Origin of the sequence: Metabacillus sp. B2-18, assembly GCF_021117275.1 — a bacterium.
Lineage (GTDB): Bacteria > Bacillota > Bacilli > Bacillales > Bacillaceae > Metabacillus.
On record NZ_CP088245.1, the window covers coordinates 185,412 to 208,965 of the forward strand.

Sequence of the window (23,554 nt, forward strand, 5' to 3'; positions counted from 1 at the left end):
CTGCTATACTATATATAACTAAAAGTTAATAAATAATTGGTCTTGAGACGTTTTGAGGGGACCACAACAAAGCTGTAAAAGGATTTCTTTACAGTTCATGTTGTGGTCCCCTTTTTTGTTGTTTTACCTACAATTTGAAAGGATGATAAACAATGACACAGTTTTCTAGCATAAATCGTTCAAAATATTTAGAAGAAATGGAAGCAAACTCTTTGGATCTACTAGTTATCGGTGGGGGAATTACAGGAACAGGAATTGCTTTAGATGCCCAGGTTCGTGGTTTAAAAACAGGGTTGATTGAGATGCAGGATTTTGCTGCAGGGACTTCTAGCCGATCTACTAAACTAGTACATGGAGGCTTGCGCTATTTAAAGCAATTTGAGGTAAAGCTTGTAGCAGAGGTTGGGAAAGAGCGGGCAATTGTCTATGAAAATGCCCCTCATGTCACAACACCTGTTTGGATGATGTTGCCGATCATTGAAAATGGAACATTCGGTAAGTTTTCCACTTCTATAGGCCTAAAAGTTTACGATTATTTAGCCGGAGTTAAGAAGGTTGAAAGAAGGAAAATGCTGAACAAAACAAATTCAATCGAACGCGAGCCTCTCTTACGTGAACAGGGTTTAAAGGGATCCGGAGTGTATGTTGAGTATCGAACAGATGATGCGCGACTAACATTAGAAGTAATGAAAGAAGCGGTAAACAGAGGGGTTTTGGCTGCAAATTATACAAAAGCAGAAGAATTTATTTATAACAAAGGAAAAGTTGTTGGAGTTCACATTCAGGATTTACTAACTGGTGAAAAGCGGAAGATTTACGCAAAGAAAATCGTAAATGCTGCAGGTCCATGGGTTGATACGTTAAGAGAAAAAGACAAATCAAAGAAAGGGAAATATTTACACTTAACAAAAGGTGTTCATCTTGTTATTGATTCGTCACGTTTTCCTCTAAAAGAAGCAGTGTATTTTGACACCCCTTTTAAAGACGGTAGAATGATGTTTGCTATACCACGTGATAACAAAGCGTATGTAGGCACAACTGATACAAATTACAAAGGCTCAATTAGCCACCCAAGAATGACAGTAGAGGACAGAGATTATATTCTAAAAGCTACTAATTATATGTTTCCCAATCTAAACTTAACAACGAATGATGTTGAGTCAAGCTGGGTAGGCTTACGTCCACTTATTCACGAAGAAGGAAAAGATCCTTCAGAGATTTCTAGAAAAGATGAAATCTTTGTCTCACCATCTGGCTTAGTGACAATTGCTGGAGGGAAGCTAACAGGTTATCGTAAAATGGCGGAAGGTGTTGTAAACCTTGTATTAGAAGAACTAAGAGGAAAAAATTACCCTGCATGTACCACAGACCAGATTGTTCTTTCGGGTGGAGATGTTGGTGGTTCTAATCAGTATCCTACTTTCGTGAAAGAACAGGTTCAAAAAGGGATAAATTTAGGTTTAACAGAGGAAGAAGCAACGAAGCTAGTAAAACGATATGGATCAAACATTTCTGCCCTCTATGAAGTAATCAAACATAGTGGACATGAAGCGGAGGCTGCTGGACTTTCGTTAGAAGTATATGCATCCCTTATTTATGGAATTGAACAAGAAATGGTAGGAACACTATGTGATTTCTTCATTAGAAGAACTAGTGCCCTTTTCTTTGATATAAATTGGGTGATCAAGTGGAAAGAACCGGTTACAAAGTACATGGCAACTATTTTCTCTTGGTCGCTTGAAGAAGAACAACGTTTCCGCGATGAGTTAGAAAAGCACATATATGATGCAACTGTTCCTGTAGAATATGATGAAGATGAACACCCACATGCTAAAAGTGTATAGAAAGGGTGAGGTCCCTGATGTTTGAAAATCAACAGGTGTTACCCGCGACTAAATCAATGAAGGACTTTGAGCAGGTCCTTTCTAATAGAAATGTAGAGTTTATCGTTATGCTAGAAGTGCATATTGCTCAATTAGATAATATTATGAAGCTAGCTAAGACATATCATAAAAAAATCCTCTTACATGCAGACTTAATTCAAGGTTTAAAAAACGATGAGTACTCAGCAGAATTTTTGTGTCAAAAAATAAAGCCTGATGGAGTTATTTCAACAAGAGCAAGTGTATTAAAGACAGCCAAGAAAAATGGTATTTTATCGATTCAGCGGCTATTTTTGCTTGATACGTTGGCAATTGATACAAGTTACAGCTTAGCGCAAAAGGTTCAGCCTGACTTTATAGAAGTTCTACCAGGCTGTGTACCACATTTGATTCAAAAAGTAAGTCAGGAAACAAATATTCCTGTAATAGCAGGCGGTTTAATAACAAGTCATGATGAAGTAACTAGTGTGTTAAAAGCGGGGGCACATGCTGTAACAACGTCCCGAAAGGAATTGTGGAGGATATGATTTGTAAGGAGGGAGATTTACCTCGATTTTTATTGGAAATAATGATATTAAAAATAGCCTGAAAAGTTGCTACGATATAAGCGGAATCGGACACAAATGCAGTAAACAAGCTAAGATCTGTCTCGATACAAGAGGTATCGGGACATAAATGGACCAATAAGCGAAGATCTGTCTCGATACAAGAGGAATCGAGACACAAAAGGATCAAACAAGCGAAGATCTGTCTCGATACAAGAGGAATCGGGACACAAAAGGATCAAACAAGCGAAGATGTGTCTCGATACAAGCGGAATCGGGACATAAATGGATCAAACAAGCGAAGATCTGTCTCGATACAAGAGGAATCGGGACATAAATGGACCAAATAAGCAAAGATCTGTCTCGATACAAGAGGAATCGGGACATAAATGGACCAAATAAGCAAAGATGTGTCTCGATACAAGAGGAATCGAGACACAAAAGGATCAAACAAGCGAAGATCTGTCTCGATACAAGAGGAATCGGGACATAAATGGACCAAATAAGCAAAGATCTGTCTGGATACAAGAGGAATCTAGACCCAAAAGTATCAAACAAGCGAAGATGTGTCTCGATACAAGAGGAATCGGGACATAAATGGACCAATAAGCGAAGATCTGTCTCGATACAAGAGGAATCGAGACCCAAAAGGATTAAACAAGCAAAGATGTGTCCCGATACAAGAGGAATCGGGACACAAATGCAGTAAACAAGCAAAGATCTGTCTCGATACAAGAGGAATCGAGACCCAAAGGATCAAACAAACAAAGATCTGTCCCGATACAAGCGGAATCGAGACCCAAAAGGATCAAAGAAGCAAAGATCTGTCTCGATACAAGCGGAATTAGGACAAAAAACATCAAACAATCAAAAAGCTGTCCCGATACAAGCACAGCCGGGACAGCTTTCTGTATTTAAAAAATTCATACCTCTTCAATAAACCTCTAGTACAGACAACATAAAAAAATTCTTAATTAAGGATTATTTATTTAGAGATTCCGATAAAAAATCAATCACTTGATCTGGAGTTTTTGCATTTGCGCTATGTAAGTGTGCTTGTTTTTCACCATTTTTAAATACTAATAAACTCGGAATACCCATTACATCATATTTTTCTGCAATTTCGGGAAGGTCATCTTTGTTTATTTCATACATTGATACATTTCCTACCTCTTCGAATACAGTTGGTAGAAACATGTCCATTCTTTTACAGTCAGGGCACCAGTCTGTAAAAAATTTAAGGACTACTGGTTCATTACCATTAATAAGCTCTTGAAATTGATCTTCTGTTTTTACGTGTTCCATGCTATCACCTCTACACTTATTTTATCCAATACTGGACGAAAAAACAGTAGTTTGTTTACTTAAACTAAATATAGGAAAAAACTAGATGGTCATCCACCTATCATAGCTTGATTCTTTAGAAAGTAGGGTATAAAGTATTGATGACAAAAGAATAGCTCAGTTCAAGTTAGTTGACGACATTCCATTTCAACCTTATACTCACTTACAATAAGTAAGTTTAAAGAATAGACAGCCTATAAAGGGGAGAAACCTAATGGTAGAAACAATAAAAGATATCCCTCTAAATATAATAAAAGAAAAAGTAAAGATTGTTCCTCATAAAGAAGGAGCTACGTATATTGTGGGACCAATTAACCTCCCAATTCAACTAGATGGCAAAACAGAATTCTTCAAGTGGTATTGCTGGATGGAGGCTGAGGCCGAACAGGATTCAGCTGAAACATTTGAATCAATCATAAGAAAATTACCTAGTGCAGACTTAGCTAAGCATCAGCAATCAAGTGTGCTTGTTTATGGTGACTTTGCTCAGAATGATGAAGCACTAATACGTATGCATAGTATATGTCATACAGGTGATATTTTTGGAAGTAAAAGATGTGATTGTGGATATCAGCTTAATCAATCTTTAAAAATGATTACAGAACATGGTACAGGAGCTTTATTTTATCTTGCTGATCATGAAGGTAGAGGTATTGGTTTATTCAGTAAGGCTCTTGCTTACCTTCTACAAGAAGAAGGCTTAGATACAGTTGAGGCAAATGAGGAGCTTGGCTTCTCTGATGATCAAAGAAAATATGATGATGCGATTCGAGTTTTGAAAACTCTTCGTCAATTACCTGTAACGCTAATTACAAATAACCCACTTAAACTAAAGGCTTTGCAAGATTCAGGTGCAAATGTTACAGACCGTATTCCTTTATGGGGAGATGTATCAAGCTTTAATCAACGTTATTTAGAAACAAAAATGGAAAAGGCTGGCCACTTTAGAGGAGGCTATACCGTTGAATGAACATGAGTTTTACATGAAGTTGGCAATCGAAAATGCGGCAGCTATGAAGGGGCAAACAGACCCGAATCCATTGGTAGGGGCTGTGATTGTAAATCATAATCGAATTGTTGGTGTAGGAGCTCATTTAAAGGCTGGAGGACCACATGCAGAAATACATGCACTAAATATGGCAGGAGAGCAGGCAAGAGGAGGCACAATGTACGTAACGTTAGAACCATGTTCTCATTATGGACGTACAGGACCATGTGCTGTTGCAATTGTTGAAGCGGGAATAAAGAAAGTATATGTGGCTACTCTTGACCCTAACCCTATTGTTGCTGGAAATGGAGTTAGCATTCTAAAAGAAGCAAACATAGAAGTAGTAGTGGGAATTTGTGAAAAAGAATCACGTGAAATGAATGAAGTGTTTAATAAATTTATTGTTTCAAAAATGCCTTTTGTGACGTTAAAATCTGCTACAACATTAGATGGTAAAATTTCATCTTTTACATCTGATAGCAAGTGGATTACTTCTGAAGAAGCACGTAAGGATGTTCATCAATTACGTCATGAACATACCGGGATTTTAGTAGGGGTCCAAACGGTGATAAAAGATGATCCTGAATTAACGACTAGAATTGAACATGGTCGTAATCCGGTTCGAATTATCTTAGATAGTCAATTACGAACACCACTTCATTCAAAAGTTGTAAAGGATCAAAAAGCTGAAACATGGATTTTCACTTCCAAAAAATATGATAAAGAAATAAAAAATGCGCTTGAAGACCATAATGTGAAAATCTTCGTAACAAACGGTGAAGAGCGTGTAAACATCCAAGAAGTGCTAAGAATACTAGGGGAGAATTCTATTTCCTCTGTGTTAATTGAAGGCGGAGGAGAAGTGAATGCTTCTTTTTTAGCAGAGCAGTTAGTTGATAAATTAGTTGTTTATATGGCTCCAAAAGTAATCGGTGGAAAGCAAGCTCCAGGCTTTATCGGGGGACAAGGAATTGAAAAGATGGCCGATGCCATTGATCTGCAGAATTTAGATATCATAAAAATTGGGACAGACTATAAGTTTGTAGGGTATCCTCACTATAAAAAAGCATGATGTTATACGCATCATGCTTTTTCATTATCTATTTTGTTTGTTAATCATTGTTGTGAAAAGTATTAGAATAGGTTACAATAAAACCAAGTAATCTTATGTGAATTATAAAATATAAATAAAATAAATTTATCTACAGTAGCCTAAGGGGGATTATAGATGAAAACAGAATTATATCCAGTTGTAAAGGGTGCCGATAGCTTGTATTTCTCTGGTAATAAAACAGGAATTTTATTATGTCACGGATTTAACGGCACACCACAAAGTATGGAGTATATAGGGAAGCAACTTGCTAAGCTAGGATACACTGTGTCAATTCCTCGTCTAAAAGGTCATGGAACTAATGTTGAAGATATGAAAAATTGCATTTATAACGAATGGATTTCAGATTTACAATTAGCTTTTGATGAGTTAAAAAAGGACTGTGACCATGTTTTTGCAGTCGGACAATCCATGGGCGGTGCCCTAACAATTCAACTTGCTGCTAATACAAACGTGAATGGAATCTTCTTAATTAATGCGGCTGTTACAGATGTTGCTTACAAACAATACCGTGATGAAACAAAGCCAAAAATGATTGAAGAAGGGGAACCAGACATAAAAAAGCCTGCTGTACATGAAATAACGTATGAGTCTGTTCCATTAGAGGCTGTGCATCAATTGTTAGACTTAATGGATGATACAAAAAATAAAATAAAGAATATCACAACCCCTACTATTATTTTTAAATCATCAGTTGATCATGTTGTTCCACCAGCAAACTCTGATTTTATTTATCAACAAATTTCTTCAGCTGAAAAGAAGATAATAGAATTAAAAAACTCCTATCATGTTGCATCAATGGACTATGATGCACAGCTTATTGTGGATAACATAAATCAGCATATTCAGAGTTTAAATGCTGGTATATCAATAACGGAACTGGTAAATAGCTAATGATTTGAAAAGGTAAAGTGGATAACTCTCGAGTTATCCACATACTTTTCCACATATTAAAGAAGTTATTAACAATTGTGAAAACGTTTTAAATAAATGACTATCTTTCATGAGATATTAAATATTTGTCTATTAAAAGTTGTATACGTTTGCAAAATTGTTCGAATTTATATAGAGAAATGCTATAATTTGTAATTATATAAAGTGAAAAATTAATTGCAGAGGGAGATTACATGACGATAGCTATTCGGAAGATGAATGAAGGAGATATAGAACAAGTACAACGTGTTGCTAGATCGAGTTGGCGGACTACATATAAAGGAATTATACCTGATTCTATTCAAGAGAATTTTGTTGCAACTGCATATTCTTCTGAAATGTTACTTAAAAGACTAAATGAAACACTTTTTTTAGTAGGAGAAGACGAAGATAAAATTATTGGCTTTGCTAATTTTACTCCTCTAAAAGATGAGAGAAAAGTAGAATTAGGGGCTATTTATCTTTATGAAGAATACCAGGGAAAGGGTATTGGTACTGTCTTATTAAAAGCGGGGATACAGCATTTAAACGATGTTAAGAAAATATATGTAAATGTTGAAAAAGAAAATCTGGCTGGTGTCCATTTTTATAAATCTAAAGGGTTTATAATTGAAACGGAATATGAGGATTTGTTTGATGGTCATATATTACAAACTGTAAGAATGGCCTTAGAGGTTTGATGAATTTCACATCATTTTTAATAATATTGAGTATTAGTGCTCAGGGAGTCTTTTTGGTAAATAGGCCAAGTAAGGGTCTCCCTTTGACACTAAATATAATCTCGCAGAACAGCTATGAAAGCTGCCTAGATGGGTCTGGTTTAATTGTTTGAGCAGGGCGGTTGCTTCTTGATATGTAACTATGCAACACCATGCCGATCATAACAAAGGCCATTCCTAATAAAGACATACCTGTAGGAAGAGGTGAAGCAAGAAAAATAATCTCTCCAATTAGTACAAAAAGTACCTGAATCGACTGAGTTGCCTCTACAGCTGCTAGTTGAGCCATATTATGTTGAACTAAACTTGTTGCTTGGAAGAAAAGTAGAGTAGCAATTAAGCCCGAACACATTGCAACCCAAAATGATTGGATTGTCTGCGTTTTACTTGGAAGGCCTGTCGTAAAGATAGCAATAATAGCAAAAATAATCCAAAGTGGCAAGCTTCCAATTGTCATCCCCAATACCCTTTGAAATACATCCAATCTGCCCTCACAAATCGCCATCATTTTCCGATTTCCTAGCGGATAAGCAAAGGATGCAATTAGAACTGGAATGATCGTTAATAATACAGGCATGATTGATAACTGACTTGCATGCTCAAACTGCATCAATGCTACCCCAAAAATAATGATAAGTGACATGCTTAAGCCCCTTAACGGAATCTTTCCTCTAACCTTTACAGATCCATTGACTGTTTGGACTTTTTCATAAAAAAGTGGTGCAAGTAGAGAACCTGAAAGGATTGTCATTTGCCATGTGGCTGCAATTAGCCATCCTGGTCCATAAGCGCCTGCAAAGCAAATAGGTGCATAGAATAAACCGAATCCTACTGTTCCCCATAAAAGCCACTTTAGTGGATTTTTTTTCATCTCTATAAGAAGAGGCTGCCATTTTTTTCTCAAAATAACGAAAAGAAGTAAAAAAGGAAGCATAAAAAAATAACGCAAAGATGAACTCCATAACCAGCTCCCTCCGGAAAGCTCCATGGAACGATTTAACACAAACGTAAAAGCAAAAAAGAAAGAAGAACAAACTCCTAATAAGATTGCCCGCATCGCGAAGCCTCCAATCTTCTCCATTAATTGGTAAGTTATGTTTAACATAATATAACATACAATTGTTTAATTTAGTGTGTTTTTTTATAAAATTATGATACTTTCTTTCAATATAAAAATATTGTCCACAAGATCATTCGTCCATATAATGAAAATAACAAAGTAAAATAAAGGGAGAGTGTAGTGATGAGGAAAAGCCTTCAATATCCTATTGGTGAATTTAAGGAGCCAAAGCAAGTTTCTCTGAAAGAGATCGAAGGATGGATAGAAGATATAGAGAACACCCCTAAACAATTGAAGTTAGCTCTTGAAGGTCTTTCAGAACCATTGCTAGACACTTCTTATCGTCCAGGTGGATGGACGGTTAGACAAGTGGTCCATCATCTAGCGGACAGTCATATGAATAGCTATATTCGGTTTAAACTGGCCCTAACTGAAGATCGTCCGACTATTAAAGCATATGATGAAAAAACATGGGGAGCTTTACCTGATACTGAATTACCATTATCAATCTCTATTAATCTCCTGGAATCTTTACATCAGCGATGGGCATATTTATTAAAATCAATGTCTATGTCTGACTTTGAAAAAACATTCTTTCATCCTGAAACAAATAAGGAAATCTCCTTGTCTACTAATGTTGCACTATACTCGTGGCATGGAAAGCATCATATAGAACATATAAAATTAGTAAGAGTCCACTAAAATAGCAAGCAGTCCTATGATCATGTAGGGCTGCTTTTTTAGTAAGCTTAAAGGAGGTGCAAAATCATAGAAAACAAGTTTTACTGCCAACATAATTCCTCACCAAGCTGAATATGATGTACAAGCATATATCAATATTGGGGGTAAAGAATTTGAATTTCTTATTCAGCTACGTATTTCTAGGGGTTTCACTAGCAGCACCCATAGGTCCTGTAAACGCGGGTCAAATTGACCGGGGCATAAAAGGAGGATTCCTTCATGCCTGGCTGTTTGGTTTAGGGGCAACAACTGCTGATGTTGTATATATGGTGTTGGTGTATTTAGGGTTTGTAAACTTTTTGCAAATCCCGACAGTGAAAATGTTTCTATGGTTTTTTGGCTTCTTTGTTTTAGTGTATACGGGTATTGAGAGTTTAATGGCGGCAAAAAAACATACGTTCACAACTAGTAGAGTAAACCTCCGCTATTCTAAATCCTATTTTTCAGGCTTTTTTATGTCTTTACTTAACCCTTTAAGTATTTTATTTTGGATAGGAATTTATGGGGCAATCCTCGCTAATACCACAATTGGAAGTGGTGGAACACAGCTTCTTATTTGTAGTGCTGCTATCCTTTCGGGAGTTTTACTGTGGGATTTAACGATGGCGATGTTTGCAAGTGTATTAAGAAGATATTTAACAACAACCCTTCTTGCTGTTATATCTACCATTTCAGGAATTTCTTTAATTTTGTTTGGCTTATACTTTGGCTATCAAGGGTTCCTATTGCTTCTTTAAATTGCGAGCTCTCCGTTTCGTTTAAAGAAAGAAAATCAGGGTATTAAGAATGAAAAACGAGGTAGTGTCAAAAGATTTATGAAAACTACCTAAAGGGTTAGCTTCTCTCCTATTTACTGGATGGAGATGCGCCGCAATCTCTCTTGACAAACACGCCAATGGTTTGTGGATTGTTTAACAAGGGCGAAGGGAACAAAAGAAGGCATACCAAATAAGCCCTTGGTTGTTTCCATTTTAAACCATTGGCAAGTTCGGTTTGTCAAGAGTTCGCTCCGCCGATTGCTGAATTAGCTTAAGGGCTCAGCTAAACAAAAAGTTAGGCTTGTCTTTGTTCTACTATCCATTGTTGTGCTAATCCAATGAGCTTTGTCCAACGTGCTGGCATTGTTGGAAGCCCCTTGAGTTCTGGATTCACTACGGGCACTTTTCCTTCTAAGGCGGCATGCGGACGCAAAAAGTTAAAGTAGGCCGTAAATAAGGTGACGTATGAAATGGAACCATGTTCAGAGCCGAATCCATGAGTGGAGCGATAATTGCCCTTAAAGGTGCGGTTAAGTCTCTCAATTATTTGTTTCATTGGTCTATATTCGGTTGAAACAGGGTCCTCATTGGTTAATCCAATGACCTGCTTCACATCGAATAAAATCTCATGTTGAGCGAAGAAATGTTGGGCTAAAAGATAGATTGGATTCCCGTCTACCACAAAGGTCAGATTTTCTGGAATCTCTTTCATCTTGATTAAGACCTCATCAATTGCTCGAATGGCTGTTGCTGTGTCTCGATTAGGCGACACCGGATACGAAAGAATAATCTTTTTCACGGCGTCAAAAAAGAAAAATAAATAATGCCATCGACCGTTTACTCTGATATACGTTTCATCACCGCAGAATTGGTCTGAAAGTTCATAGGGATAGTGATCCACATAAGGTTTAAGTAATAAAGCTACGCTATTTTCGTAGTTCAATACAGTCTGATGTGAAATCATCACTCCGTGTACGTCCTGCATAATCGCAGCTGTTTTACGGGCCGAAAGGCCATAGTTTACATGATAGGTTAGGATCAATCCTAATGTATGTGGGGATGCATAAATCTTTGATAAGTCCACGGCCGGCAGTTCTGGTGATTCCTTAGATAACGGCTGGAAATCGATATAAAACTGACGGAAAATGTATCTCAATTTAAATGCTTGAGGGTCCTTTTTGAACCTTTTCTTTTCTTTTGAAGTCATCCCATTGAGCTTCTTTTGATAATAAGAACAGTCATTGTTCTTGCACTTAAACACGTGAAAATCTTTTCTTTCTTTTATTTTCTCGAGAGTCTTGGAACAATGAGGACACTTCAGGATGGCCTCCTTAGAGTAACGGTTCTTTTCACTGAAAAGTTCTGTACACACCTTGCATTGATACTGACCTTTATCTCCATTGTTGGCATAAAGATAATCCGATGGAGCACCACACTTTGGACAGTTCATGGCTTTAGGTACGGAAACTTTTGCATTCTTACGCCTTTGAACAGGTTTGAGAGCTTTCCCGTTCTTCTCTAGATATTCACTAAGAAGAACTCGATAATCAAGCTGTTCTAGAACTTCAATGACCGGAAGGTCATCCACTTGAAGTTTTCGATAAGGTTTATTTACGGGCTGTTCAGTAGGTTTATCGAACATGCTTTTACCAATCAATAAAGTAAGCAATGTTCGAATGAGTTGTTCTTGATAGTTTATAAAAGTTAATAAATAGGTTATAATTTGAGGGTACAAATTGTCACTTCCATTCTTGGTTGTTGGGTGTGTGGTAACCTCAATTATCCAAAGAATTTAGGGGGTGGCAATTTTTTTGCCTATAAAGCCCTCTATGGAGATATTTTATAACCTATTTCTTATAGAAGTTTTGACAATACGAAAAACGATACCGGGGTGCCGACATGATTAATTCGTTTAAAAAACAATTTAGCGTTCCTAAGGGCATACTTGGAAGAGTTGCTGGAACCATTATGGCTATTGAGAATAAGAAGCTAAACAAATGGACTCTTTCTCAATTACAAATAGATAACAGTGATTGTATTCTAGAGGTTGGTTATGGATCAGGAAAGTGTATAGAGTATATGTTAAAAGCCAATAAACTGATCAAAATTGACGGTCTTGATGTATCGAAAACAATGAAAGCCCAGGCGGAACAAAGACTGGATAATTATGTTAGGAATGAACAAGTAACTCTTATGGTAGGTGATGTTGAGAATACAGAGTTGGAGGAGCGGAAATACGATAAAGTAGTCACAGTTAACAATTATACCATCTGGTCTCATCCTGAAAGGGGATTACAACGTCTCCATCAGGCGATGAAAGCTGGAGGGAAAATTGCCATTACGATGCAGCCTAGAGAAGAAAATGCTAGCTCAATTAAAACAAGAATGTTTGCGAATCAAATTTATAAGGACCTATCCCATTGTGGATTTACTGAAATGAAAATTTCTTTTAAGCGTATCCATCCAGAATTAGCAGTTTGTGTAACTGCCACTAAGCTGGATAAATAAACATGAGTGAAAGGTAACAAGCCGCCATTCACTCATGTTTTTTTCTTTCGTCTTCATTTTTCCATCATGCTGCTAACCAAACCAATTAGTATACCTAAAAGAGCTCCCCCAGCAACTTCAGCAGGTTGATGTCCTAGCAGCTCATTTAATTCTTTTTCCTGCTTTACATGAAATAAACCCGGCATATGTCCGGATAATACCTCAATGTCTGCATCAATATCATTTACAATCTTTGCGATTTCACCTGTATGACGACGGATGCCTTGTGCGTCATACATAACAATAATTCCAAAAATAACAGCTAATGCAGTATCAGTGGAATTAAAGCCCTTTTTCGTTGCAACATAAGTTGCCAAAGCAGATACACCGGCTGAGTGAGAACTTGGCATGCCACCTGTTTGAAAAATCGGACGCCAGTCCCAAACATTGTTTTCCTTTTTATGTGTAAAAATTTTAAGCCCTTGTGCGATTCCAATGGCAGATAAAGCTGTCCAGATTCCTCGATTCATTTCTCTCACCTCTATGTATGTAGTCTTTAACAAAATAAATTCTATATACAATGATGGTTAAAAAAATCGAAGGAATAATACCAAATAGGAAAGTGCTTAAATGTAGTCTCAATATAAAACAAACATAGAAGACAAAAGCCTTCTATGTTTGTTGTGGAGTAATCCATTTTGTTAAAAGTGGAGGTTCATAAGAACGAAATTTCTGAATTAGCTGCTCGGGATCAGAATCTACAATAACCATTGATCGATATTCAGGCTTTAAAAATTGCTCTTGAATCATATGGTCAAAGAAAGCAAGAAGTTTATCATAATAATGGTTACTGTTCATCATTCCAATTGGCTTACTATGTTCTCCTAATTGAGCCCAAGTATAAACTTCAAAAAACTCTTCCATTGTCCCAGGTCCACCTGGTAAAACAACAAACCCATCTGATAGCTCTTCCATTTTTGCCTTACGCTCATGCATGGAATGAACAATAATAAGCTCAGAAAGACCAGGGTGAGCAAGTTCCCGTTCCATTAACATTTTAGGTATAACACCAATCACTTCTCCGCCCGCTTGCAGAGCTGCATTTGCTACAACACCCATAATTCCTACTTTTGATCCACCGTATACAAGCGTAATTCCCTCTTTAGCTAATTGAGCACCAAGTTTTGCTGCATCCTCTGAATATAAATCTGAAGCGCCTGGACTAGATCCGCAAAAAACACAAATTCTTTTCATGTTATCCCCTCCTTGAGTTAGTGTGTGAAAAGGGTTGTAAAAAAGGACTATTCTTTAAAATGAAAAATATACATCTTATTTTAGTTTAGATGGTTTTTCATTATTTGAAAATAAAAAGTAATGGAATTTACAACATCTTTATAAAGGATTTAGGTTCATAATGACCGAAAAGAAATTAAGCTTCTTAATTCAGTTTGAATTTACATAAATTTCTTGTATAAGTGGGACCTTAGATACGTACAGAATGATATTAGGAGAGATGATAGTGAAATTAGATCTCAGGTGGTTTGTAATGGAGGCGCTAGAAGCATATATTCAAGAATATGAATTAAAAAGTGCGTTAGACTTTTATGAACAACAATTAATAAATAAAAAGGGAAAAATTCTAGAGATAGGTCAAAGTCATTTATTTCTTCTTCCTGAACTTTTGAATCGTGGCCTCCAAATGGAGGGACTGGTGGATTCCAAGCAAGGAGAGGAAGCTTGTAAACAAAAATGTGAGGAGTTAAATCAGACTGCTACCATCTATCAATTGAGCCTAAATGAGTTTAAAAAACCTACTCGTTACGATGCCATTATAATACCTTTTGGATCGGTCGTAACTGTAGAAGAAAGGCTTAAGTCAATAAAACTTTTAAAAAATGTCTATGATCATCTAAAAAGCAAGGGCACCATTATTGTTGATCTTTTTATACAGGATGAATTTCTTGTTCAGCAAAAGCATAGTATGGTTCAAGAATTTATGAGTGATCTGTATGTTTGTGAAAAACAATTAATCAAGCTAGATATGCTCGAACAATCAACAACATATTTGTTATCAGTTGAAAGGATAAAAGAAGGCAAGATGATTGAAAAAGAGCAAAAATTACAGCCCTTTATATGGTATGGAATAAAAGAATTTAAGTTGATTTTGGAGAGAATCGGGTTTACTAATGTCAACATATATAACAACTACTCTACAACAGAATCAACTAAATCATCCGATAAAAAGGTATTCACATTTACAGGTGAAAAATAATCAAATACATAGTAGAAAAACTATTTACCTCCTTAGATCAAGCAAATCATCCTTCTTAAATGAAAGAAACGAAATTAAAATCAAACCGTATGATAGAACAAGAGGGCAAAAAAAGCAGAAAATGTTCGAAAACTTATAACAGAAATAAGGAAACGTTAATAACAATTTTGCCCTAAAGTGATAAAATAAGAATGATGAAAGAGCTGAGGAGGAAAATCCGGATGAAAATGAAGTTAGGCTTAATTTATGGTGGGAAATCTGCAGAGCACAATGTTTCTTTGCAAACAGCCCTAGCCGTTATCAATGCACTGGATATGAGTAAATTTGACATACATCCTATATACATTAAAGAAAATGGAGAATGGGTAAGAGGAAAGGCATTAGATGCTCCTGTAAAAGAAGTCAGTACATTAAGATTGCAGGAGAACGGAGATTCTATTTCCCCCGTTACATTAAATACTGAGTTATTTCCTGCAAAGGTTGAAGAACAGGAAAAAATTGATGTGATCTTTCCGTTGCTACATGGACCAAATGGTGAAGATGGAACGGTTCAAGGATTACTTGAATTATTGAATATCCCGTACGTAGGGAATGGAGTATTAGCTTCAGCTGCTGGTATGGATAAAGTTGTCATGAAGAATTTATTTGCACAAGCTGGCTTAGCTCAAGCAAAATATGTATCTTTTATAAAAAGTGATTATGAGCAATCACCAGCTGCCAAATTTGAGGAAATCGAAGCTGAATTGGGTTATCCATGCTTTGTAAAGCCTGCAAATTTAGGATCAAGTGTTGGTATTAACAAGTGTAAAGATAGAGAAAGCTTAGAGGCGGCTATTAAGGAAGCATTTGAGTTCGATCGTAAGGTGATTATTGAAGAATCAATTGTTGGAAGAGAGATTGAAATTGCCGTTATTGGTAATGATCATCCGGAATGCTCAGTAGTTGGTGAAATTGCTCCTAAAGTGGAATTCTATGATTATAAAGCTAAGTATGAAGATGGAGAAACAGATTTAATTATTCCAGGTAACGTAACGGAAGAGGAATATGAGAAGATTAAAGAGATGGCCATCACATCCTTTAAGGCAATAGACGGATCAGGCCTAGTTCGTGCAGACTTTTTCTTAACAGAAGACGGCAAAGCTCTTATTAATGAGGTTAATACAATGCCTGGTTTCACTCCATATAGTATGTTCCCACTAATGTGGAAGCATTCAGGCCTTGAATACCCTCAACTAATAGAAAAACTTGTTGACCTTGCATTGGAGCGCTATGAACAAAAGCAACAAATTAAACATTCTTTTTAATCAACTAAGCTTACGAAATTCTTAATTTTATTTAAAAGGAACTGAATATAGCATAAATCAGTTCCTTTTTTCTTTTAGCACATAAAGATTCCTTAAATAGGAGAGGATTTAATGATTACAAGAACACTACTTGATGTACAAAACATGGTGAATGGAGAAGGATTAGAAGAAAAATATCAACACGTTGAAATTTCAGGCGTAACAACTGATTCACGTAATGTTGAAAATGATAATTTATTTTTTCCACTTGTTGGTGACGTATTCAATGGGCATGAGTTCGTTGACAAAGCAATAAGTAACGGAGCAAAAGCAGTTATTTGGCAGAAATCCGAAAAAAACCCTCCAAAAGAAGTGCCAATCATTTTAGTTGAAGATACTTTAGTGGCGCTTCAAGCTCTTGCAACAGCATATATTAATGAATTACCTAACCTGAAAATTATCGGTATTACAGGTAGTAACGGTAAAACAACAACAAAGGATATGGTTGCAGCCATTTTAGAAACAACATATAAAGTACATAAAACACAAGGGAATTTTAATAATCATATAGGTTTACCATTAACCGTTTTAAGTATGAGTGAGGATACAGAAATAGCGGTTTTAGAGATGGGGATGAGTGGTAAAGGAGAAATTGAACTATTATCTGAAATTGCGCATCCGGATGTTGCGGTCATTACAAATATCGGTGAAGCACATTTAATGGATTTAGGATCTAGAGAAGGAATTGCAGAAGCTAAGCTTGAGATTACAAAAGGCTTAAAAAAAGACGGATTATTTATTTTTCACGGCGATGAACCACTTTTACAAGAGAGAGTGCCAGGACTGTCTTTAAAAACAGCTACTTTTGGAGAAGCAAGTTCTAATGATTATTACCCTGCAAAGATTATTCAAGAACCAACAGGAACATTATTTGAAGTGAACAATGAGGAATACTTTATTCCTGTACTTGGAAAACATAATGTGTGGAATGCTTTAGCAGCCTATGCAGTGGCGGATTATTATGGCGTTGAAAAGGATGCCATAAAAAAGGGATTTTCGTCCATGAAGTTAACTGGGATGCGTTTAGAGTTAATTCAAGCTAAAAATGGAGCATCAATTATTAATGATGCTTATAATGCAAGTCCTACTTCAATGTTAGCAGCAATTGACCTTATTGAGAATTTAAAAGACTTTGATCAAAAGATTGTCGTTTTAGGTGATATGCTTGAATTAGGTGATGATGAAGTAGAATATCACCAACAAGTAGGAAGAGAAATAAGACAAAATAATATTTCCCACATCTTCACTTATGGAAAACTTGGTAAAGAAATTGCAAAAGGTGCAAAAGAAAATCAACCGGTTGATACAGTTCATCATTATGATAATAAGGATGAATTAATTAAGCATCTACAGTCTATCGTGAAAGAAAAGGATATTGTTCTTGTAAAAGCCTCAAGAGGAATGAAGCTGGAAGAAGTCGTAAATTCAATTGTATAATAGAGAAGGTAGGGATTAAGGATGTAACCTTTCCAAGTTGAACGGTAAAGGAGGTTTCTATCATTTGAAAGGATGTCTCTTTATTCATGGTTTCACCGGAGCACCTTATGAGGTGGAGCCACTTGCCAGCTATATAAAAAAGCAAACTGGTTGGATTGTAAAAGTTCCCACTCTGCCTGGACATGGAGTAACTCTTTCATTAAAAGGGCATACATATAAAGAATGGATTTCTCATGCTGAACAAGAACTTCTTTTATTAATGAAAGAGGTGGATGAGGTCTATGTTATTGGTTTTTCAATGGGAGGAGTTATTGCTTCGTATTTAGCTGCTAAATACGAAGTGAAAAAGTTGGTCCTATTAAGTGCTGCTGTTTATTATGTGAATCCTAAACAATTAGCAATGGATATAAAAAATATGATAAAAGATTTATTTGTTGGGAAAATTAATAATAATGAACTATTTAACCGGTATAGGAAAAAGATAGTCCAAACACCTATATCATCAACTATTGAATTTAGAAAGTTAGTGAAAGAAATAAGGCCTTACATTCAGAAATTAAACATGCCAGTACTAATTGTTCAAGGTGAATGTGATGGAATAGTTCCGGTTAAAAGTGCGTTTTATTTGTACAACACCATTCCCTCTAAACAAAAAGAACTACACTTACTCCCATGCTCTAAACATCATGTTTGTCATGGTGATGATTACGAAGATTTGAAGGAATATGTTGAACGCTTTTTAGAAAATCAACATGAAGAAAGTGCTATTTATAGTTAGCAAGCTGTTCTGACATTAAGTTGAAATAAGAAACCGGTAGTGGTATGATTACATTTAAAGTGTTTGCGGGCTTTAAATAAGGTAAACTGCTGCCCTTGTTAAATAAGGGCATTTTTTGTTGGCAAATAATCAGAACGGTTTTACTATCTTCTAAGTGTGGGTAGTATAAGAAGAGCAGGCACAATGTTGCCGGTTTTTTAAACATCTGACTGTTTTTCATGATGACACAACAGTTGATAATCTACATTAAGCTCGGCTGATCCCCGAGCATATAGGATTCATTTAAACATCGTTTCATTATGAATACGATATAGATTACCTATAAGGTCTGTAAATATTTACAGCAAACGATATAGAAGGAGTATGAATACATTGACATTAACGTTTCAAGATTTAGGTTTAAGTACGTCATTGATGGAATCAATAAGTAAAATGGGATTTGAAGAACCATCACCAATTCAAGCACAAACGATCCCGTTAGGTTTGCAAAAGAAGGATGTTATTGGACAGGCGCAAACAGGTACTGGTAAAACAGCTGCATTTGGTATTCCGCTTATTGAAAAGATTGATGTGAAAAGTAACAACATTCAAGCTGTTGTTGTTGCTCCAACTCGTGAACTTGCTATTCAGGTATCAGAAGAACTATACAAAATTGGTTATCACAAGCGCTCTCGTGTTCTCCCTATTTATGGTGGTCAAGATATTAACAGACAAATTCGTTCATTAAAGAAAAACCCACATATTATCGTTGGAACACCTGGACGATTATTAGACCATATTAATCGTAAAACCCTTCGTTTAAGCGGCGTTCATACAATTGTATTGGATGAAGCAGATGAAATGTTAAACATGGGCTTCATTGAGGACATTGAGGCGATTCTTTCAAATGTACCAGAGGAGCGTCAAACATTACTTTTCTCAGCAACAATGCCGGATCCAATCCGTCGTATCGCAGAGAAATTTATGAAAGACCCTGAGCTTGTAAAAGTAAAAGCAAAAGAAATGACAGTTCCAAATATTACACAATACTACCTTGAAACACACGAAAGAAAGAAATTCGATGTTTTAACAAGATTACTTGATATTCAATCTCCTGAACTTGCGATTGTTTTCGGTCGTACAAAGCGTCGTGTTGATGAATTATCTGAAGCATTAACGTTAAGAGGTTATACAGCTGAAGGTATTCATGGTGACTTAACACAGGCTAAACGTATGTCTACTCTACGCAAATTTAAAGAAGGTGCAATTGAAGTACTAGTTGCAACAGACGTTGCAGCCCGTGGACTAGATATTTCAGGTGTTACACATGTTTATAATTTCGATGTACCTCAAGATCCAGAAAGCTATGTTCACCGTATTGGACGTACAGGTCGTGCAGGTAAAACAGGTATGGCGATGACTTTCGTTACACCTAGAGAATTAGACATTGTAAAAAACATTGAGCGTACAACAAAACGCAAAATGGATCGCATGAAGCCACCAACTGTTGATGAGGCGATTGAAAGTCAACAACAAATGACAGTGGAAAAAATTCGCTCAATCATTGAAGGTGAAAACCTTTCTTTCTACAAACGTACAGCAGAAGAGCTTCTTGAAGAGTTCGATGCACAAGATGTAGTAGCTGCTGCAATTAAATTTATGACAAAAGAGCCAACTGCTGTTGAGGTTAAACTAACAGAAGAAGCTCCGTTATACTCAAGATCTAAAAACAAAGGTGGCCGCTCTTCTGGCAATAGAAGAAAAGGTGACTACAATCGCGGCGGCGGCGGTGGTGGACAAAAGAATCGTTCATCATACGGTAACCGTGACCGTGACCGTGACCGTGATCGTGATCGTGGTGGTAAAAGTGGGCAAGGCGGTAATAATAAACGCCGTTACTCAAACTCAAAATAATATCGAAAAAGCCGACCTAAATGGGATCGGCTTTTTTGCATATTTAAAGCGAAATCGTTTCTTTCTTTTTAAGTGTTGACTTAAAAGAAAAATTTGTAACAACGCGAAGTACTCTTTCAACTGGTCCTTGCGATGATATCTTTAAATAAAACGTACTGGCAATTACTTGTAGACAAAAAATACAAAGAGCCAAAAGGATGCCGCTGAACAAGTTCGTATGACCGAAAAGACCAAAGCCATATCCGTAATAAATGGTTGTGCAAATGACAGTTTGCATTAAATAATTTGTTAGAGAAAGCTTCCCAACATTGGCAAAGGCATTCTTTACTTTCTTTCCTTTTAAAATATGAAAAAGGAAGGCGAATAAAAAGATATAACCAAGAGACAGCAGGTTAGCGCCTAGCATGCCTAGGACTCCTGACCAGTTAAAGTCAGGTGAGAAAATGTTAAAGCTTTTTAATATTAAGCCAATAGGAACAAGAACCATACCAATGATATATTGCCTTTTTTCGAGTGCTGGCTGTGTAAAGAGACCTATTTTTGCACTGTATATACCAAATAAAAAAAGCGGTGCAGACATAAATGGAATAAAGGCCAAAATGAGGATCAGCAAGCCTGGTGAAACATCCATTGGCAATTCATTGTTTCGATGATCCATAATTTCTGTGTATGAACCCGAACTATAGGTTTGGATTGTATCTAATACATACTCTTCCATTTGAGCTTGTTCTTGTTTTGTTTCTTCTAACTGTCCATAACCAATTAGTGGTGTTAAGCACAATAAAATAATTGCCCAAATAAAGATGGTTTTCAATCGACGATTTAAAAAGAGTAATAAGAAAAACCCCATCATACCATAAAAAGTTAAAATATCTCCTTCCCATAAAAAGGTACTGTGTAAAATACCAAGCAACAGGAGCATAAGAAATCTTCTTACAAAATATCGTTTGTATTTAAGATGATGATTCTCGAGTTTTTCCTTTAATTTCACCATGGAATACCCAAATAAAAAGGTGAAGATTGGCATAAAGCTCCCCTCTATAAATACCTTTATAAACTTGTAAGCAAAAGTATTTGAGTTCGAAAGGCTATATAATTGTATTTCATCTTTTCCCCACATTCCAAATTGAAAAATTAAAATATTAGCAAGTAAGATACCAAAAAGACTGGCTCCTCTCAAGGCGTCGATAAGTGTTATCCTAGTTATGCTCTCCTTCATGATATTTCTCCTTTTCGTTTGTTTAGTTATGTAAATTTACTATAATTCTCTTTTCTTAATTTAAGGAAATCTAGAGATTAACAATAACTTAATTGTTCAAAAAGGAAATTAATGTTTTGGTAATGTTTGTATGATACGATCGGAATGAGGTGAGCTTGAATGCAAGAAGCAAATATTTTATTGGTAGATGACGAAACATCCATTGTGAAGATGGTTGAAATGGTTCTGAATAAAGAAGGATTTATAAATATTTTTAAAGCATATACAGCCAGGGAAGCACTGGAAATTGTTCAGCAGCAAGATATTGATTATATCGTTCTAGATGTCATGCTTCCGGACTTATCAGGCTTTGATTTATGTCCAAAAATAAGAGATATTTCGAATGCCTATATTTTATTTTTAACCGCAAAAGTGTCTGATTTAGATGTGTTAACAGGTTTTGCAATTGGTGGAGATGATTATGTGACAAAGCCATTTAATCCACTTGAAATTGCAGCAAGAATAAAAGCAACATTGAAAAGAAGAACTTTACCTGAAAGGACCTCATTTACAAACTTATTAGAGAAGGAAATGGGTAAATCCAATACTCTTCACTTAGTGAATGAGGAAGGAAAAGTAGTCCAATCTTTTGGAAAAGATCTTAACATTGAACATTATAATCCAATTGAAATCCTCACAAGAAAAAAAGCCCCAGGCTTATATAACACAAGGGTATCAGTTATCCATGATCAGAAGACAAACCGAATTTGGGTTCTTCACTCCAAAAATAACATGAAAGAAGCTTATACTGAGCAAACATTTTATCGTGACATCTTAATTGCGTTTATCATAGTTGGGGTCATTATTCTGCTGATTACCATTAGTATTGCTGTGTGGCACGGGTTTAGATACGGTCGCCCCATCATCATTTTTACTAGTTGGCTAGAACGAATGGAACATGGTCAATATCAGGAAGTTCTTACTGAAAATGAAAGGAAAAGAATTTTTCGTAAAAATGGAAAAGTTAAAGTGCGTTATCGTCTTTACCAGGAAGTTTTTCAAGCCTTCTACAATATGGCAGAAACACTAAGTTCAACAGAAAAAGAAAGAAAACGACTGGATCAAACAAGGGAAGAGTGGATGACAGGAATTTCTCATGATTTAAGAACACCTCTAGCATCTGTGCAAGGTTATGGTCATTTACTTGAAAGTGACAAATATGAATGGTCCAATGATGAAATAAAAGATATGGGTAAGGTGATCAGAGAAAAAGGGGAATATATGCTTGGGCTTGTGGAGGACTTTTCATTAGCCTTTCAATTAAAAAACAACTCTCTGTATTATTTAAAGGAAAGAATACTGCTTAATGATTTCCTTAAGGGTGTTGTGCAGAAATATAAGAATGATCGAATGCTTGGGAATGTGAATATTTCTTTTGTGGAAGAGGCTAAAAACATAGAACTTGCTATTTCAAGGAAATGGTTTGAGCGTATTTTTGATAATTTAATTATGAATGCCATCAAACATAACCCTCCTAATACAGCTATTTTTGTGACACTCAAAAAAGCAATTGATCCACAATTTGTAGAAATAGCTGTTGAAGATCAGGGTGTTGGTATGAACGAAGAGATGCAAGAAAATCTTTTTGAACGATACTTTAGGGGCACTAACACAGAGGAAAAGGTCGATGGAGCAGGCCTGGGAATGAGTATTGCAAAGGAAATCGTCAAGTTGCACAATGGTGAGATTCATGTAACCTCGGCCGTTGGGGAAGGAACGGTTATTAAGCTTAGGTTTCCTGTCCATGCTAAGCCTGTTGGGCAGGATGAGTAGTGTATTGTTATTGTTTCGCTTGAGGTGGAATTGGGATGATATGAGCTTGATGAACGGCATAAGCGGTAAGTGGGGAGTGGATAGTGTCGTTCATGAGGTGGATGAACGATAAAAGAGGTGAGGTGAGAGAGGGTAGTGTCGTTCATGAGCCGAATGAAGACCAAACCCTGCAAAGAAACTCGCGCTAACGTACTTCATAAGCGGAATGAAGACCAAAATCCGCAAAGAAAC

Annotated in this window: 21 protein-coding genes; 15 read left to right on the top strand and 6 right to left on the bottom strand. The window is 36.3% G+C overall.

Annotated features, from left to right (window positions below):
- The first annotated feature begins 152 nt into the window (after positions 1 to 152).
- Both LPC09_RS01050 and LPC09_RS01055 read left to right on the top strand, forming a co-directional pair.
- Positions 153 to 1,844 carry a glycerol-3-phosphate dehydrogenase/oxidase gene (locus tag LPC09_RS01050; protein WP_098799330.1) on the top strand — a complete coding sequence of 564 codons (1,692 nt, stop codon included), beginning with the start codon at positions 153 to 155 and terminating at the stop codon, positions 1,842 to 1,844.
- Between the two features lie 14 nt (positions 1,845 to 1,858).
- Positions 1,859 to 2,410: a glycerol-3-phosphate responsive antiterminator gene (locus LPC09_RS01055; protein ID WP_098799343.1), complete on the top strand. Its 552-nt coding sequence runs from the start codon at positions 1,859 to 1,861 to the stop codon at positions 2,408 to 2,410.
- A gap of 999 nt (positions 2,411 to 3,409) precedes the next feature.
- Here LPC09_RS01055 and LPC09_RS01060 read toward each other — a convergent pair.
- Entirely contained in the window at positions 3,410 to 3,733 is a 324-nt protein-coding gene (locus tag LPC09_RS01060) for a thioredoxin family protein (RefSeq protein ID WP_231308808.1), read from the bottom strand.
- Between the two features lie 253 nt (positions 3,734 to 3,986).
- Between LPC09_RS01060 and LPC09_RS01065 the strand changes: the two genes are divergently transcribed.
- The 4 genes from LPC09_RS01065 to LPC09_RS01080 all read left to right on the top strand — a co-directional run bounded on the left by LPC09_RS01065 (position 3,987) and on the right by LPC09_RS01080 (position 7,484).
- On the top strand, positions 3,987 to 4,742 hold the full coding sequence (locus LPC09_RS01065) for a GTP cyclohydrolase II (protein WP_098797574.1): 756 nt from the start codon (positions 3,987 to 3,989) through the stop codon (positions 4,740 to 4,742).
- A complete protein-coding gene (gene ribD, locus LPC09_RS01070) occupies positions 4,735 to 5,832 on the top strand; it encodes a bifunctional diaminohydroxyphosphoribosylaminopyrimidine deaminase/5-amino-6-(5-phosphoribosylamino)uracil reductase RibD (protein WP_098797575.1) in 1,098 nt (365 codons plus the stop codon). Before LPC09_RS01065 ends, ribD begins: the two co-directional genes overlap by 8 nt.
- Before the next feature lie 156 nt (positions 5,833 to 5,988).
- Positions 5,989 to 6,765, top strand: coding sequence for an alpha/beta hydrolase (locus LPC09_RS01075; RefSeq protein WP_231308809.1), 777 nt, complete (start codon positions 5,989 to 5,991; stop codon positions 6,763 to 6,765).
- A 233-nt stretch (positions 6,766 to 6,998) separates the two neighbouring features.
- Positions 6,999 to 7,484 (top strand): GNAT family N-acetyltransferase, encoded by a 486-nt coding sequence (locus LPC09_RS01080; protein WP_231308810.1) that lies wholly within the window; start codon positions 6,999 to 7,001, stop codon positions 7,482 to 7,484.
- A 112-nt stretch (positions 7,485 to 7,596) separates the two neighbouring features.
- On the opposite strand, the gene LPC09_RS01085 is transcribed toward LPC09_RS01080, so the two are convergent.
- Complete coding sequence (locus tag LPC09_RS01085) at positions 7,597 to 8,580, bottom strand: DMT family transporter (RefSeq protein WP_231308811.1); 984 nt, start codon at positions 8,578 to 8,580, stop codon at positions 7,597 to 7,599.
- A 186-nt stretch (positions 8,581 to 8,766) separates the two neighbouring features.
- On the opposite strand from LPC09_RS01085, the gene LPC09_RS01090 reads away from it, so the two are divergent.
- Both LPC09_RS01090 and LPC09_RS01095 read left to right on the top strand, forming a co-directional pair.
- Positions 8,767 to 9,285, top strand: a complete 519-nt coding sequence (locus LPC09_RS01090) for a YfiT family bacillithiol transferase (protein WP_231308812.1) — start codon at positions 8,767 to 8,769, stop codon at positions 9,283 to 9,285.
- 152 nt (positions 9,286 to 9,437) lie between these two features.
- Positions 9,438 to 10,061 (top strand): LysE family transporter, encoded by a 624-nt coding sequence (locus tag LPC09_RS01095; RefSeq protein WP_231308813.1) that lies wholly within the window; start codon positions 9,438 to 9,440, stop codon positions 10,059 to 10,061.
- A gap of 316 nt (positions 10,062 to 10,377) precedes the next feature.
- Here the strand turns inward: LPC09_RS01095 and LPC09_RS01100 are convergent, their stop codons facing one another.
- Positions 10,378 to 11,817: a DDE-type integrase/transposase/recombinase gene (locus LPC09_RS01100; RefSeq protein WP_098795475.1), complete on the bottom strand. Its 1,440-nt coding sequence runs from the start codon at positions 11,815 to 11,817 to the stop codon at positions 10,378 to 10,380.
- Positions 11,818 to 11,981: 164 nt separating this feature from the next.
- On the opposite strand from LPC09_RS01100, the gene LPC09_RS01105 reads away from it, so the two are divergent.
- Complete coding sequence (locus LPC09_RS01105; protein ID WP_231308814.1) at positions 11,982 to 12,590, top strand: class I SAM-dependent methyltransferase; 609 nt, start codon at positions 11,982 to 11,984, stop codon at positions 12,588 to 12,590.
- A gap of 53 nt (positions 12,591 to 12,643) precedes the next feature.
- Here LPC09_RS01105 and LPC09_RS01110 read toward each other — a convergent pair whose 3' ends face one another.
- On the bottom strand, positions 12,644 to 13,099 hold the full coding sequence (locus LPC09_RS01110; protein ID WP_331275792.1) for a divergent PAP2 family protein: 456 nt from the start codon (positions 13,097 to 13,099) through the stop codon (positions 12,644 to 12,646).
- A gap of 142 nt (positions 13,100 to 13,241) precedes the next feature.
- Complete coding sequence (locus LPC09_RS01115) at positions 13,242 to 13,823, bottom strand: LOG family protein (RefSeq protein WP_231308815.1); 582 nt, start codon at positions 13,821 to 13,823, stop codon at positions 13,242 to 13,244.
- 265 nt (positions 13,824 to 14,088) lie between these two features.
- Between LPC09_RS01115 and LPC09_RS01120 the strand changes: the two genes are divergently transcribed.
- From LPC09_RS01120 to LPC09_RS01140, 5 genes are all read left to right on the top strand, one after another.
- Positions 14,089 to 14,841, top strand: a complete 753-nt coding sequence (locus LPC09_RS01120; protein WP_231308816.1) for a class I SAM-dependent methyltransferase — start codon at positions 14,089 to 14,091, stop codon at positions 14,839 to 14,841.
- Positions 14,842 to 15,062: 221 nt separating this feature from the next.
- Complete coding sequence (locus tag LPC09_RS01125; protein ID WP_098797584.1) at positions 15,063 to 16,145, top strand: D-alanine--D-alanine ligase; 1,083 nt, start codon at positions 15,063 to 15,065, stop codon at positions 16,143 to 16,145.
- Positions 16,146 to 16,256: 111 nt separating this feature from the next.
- The gene (locus tag LPC09_RS01130) at positions 16,257 to 17,621 is read left to right on the top strand and encodes a UDP-N-acetylmuramoyl-tripeptide--D-alanyl-D-alanine ligase (RefSeq protein WP_231308817.1); all 1,365 of its coding nucleotides are present in this window, start codon (positions 16,257 to 16,259) and stop codon (positions 17,619 to 17,621) included.
- A 64-nt stretch (positions 17,622 to 17,685) separates the two neighbouring features.
- Positions 17,686 to 18,399, top strand: coding sequence for an alpha/beta hydrolase (locus LPC09_RS01135; RefSeq protein ID WP_231308818.1), 714 nt, complete (start codon positions 17,686 to 17,688; stop codon positions 18,397 to 18,399).
- A gap of 372 nt (positions 18,400 to 18,771) precedes the next feature.
- The gene (locus LPC09_RS01140) at positions 18,772 to 20,292 is read left to right on the top strand and encodes a degradosome RNA helicase CshA (RefSeq protein ID WP_098797587.1); all 1,521 of its coding nucleotides are present in this window, start codon (positions 18,772 to 18,774) and stop codon (positions 20,290 to 20,292) included.
- 43 nt (positions 20,293 to 20,335) lie between these two features.
- Here the strand turns inward: LPC09_RS01140 and LPC09_RS01145 are convergent, their stop codons facing one another.
- Positions 20,336 to 21,511 (bottom strand): DUF418 domain-containing protein, encoded by a 1,176-nt coding sequence (locus LPC09_RS01145; protein ID WP_231308819.1) that lies wholly within the window; start codon positions 21,509 to 21,511, stop codon positions 20,336 to 20,338.
- 159 nt (positions 21,512 to 21,670) lie between these two features.
- Between LPC09_RS01145 and LPC09_RS01150 the strand changes: the two genes are divergently transcribed.
- Positions 21,671 to 23,323 (top strand): hybrid sensor histidine kinase/response regulator, encoded by a 1,653-nt coding sequence (locus LPC09_RS01150; RefSeq protein ID WP_231308820.1) that lies wholly within the window; start codon positions 21,671 to 21,673, stop codon positions 23,321 to 23,323.
- Positions 23,324 to 23,554: the final 231 nt, after the last annotated feature.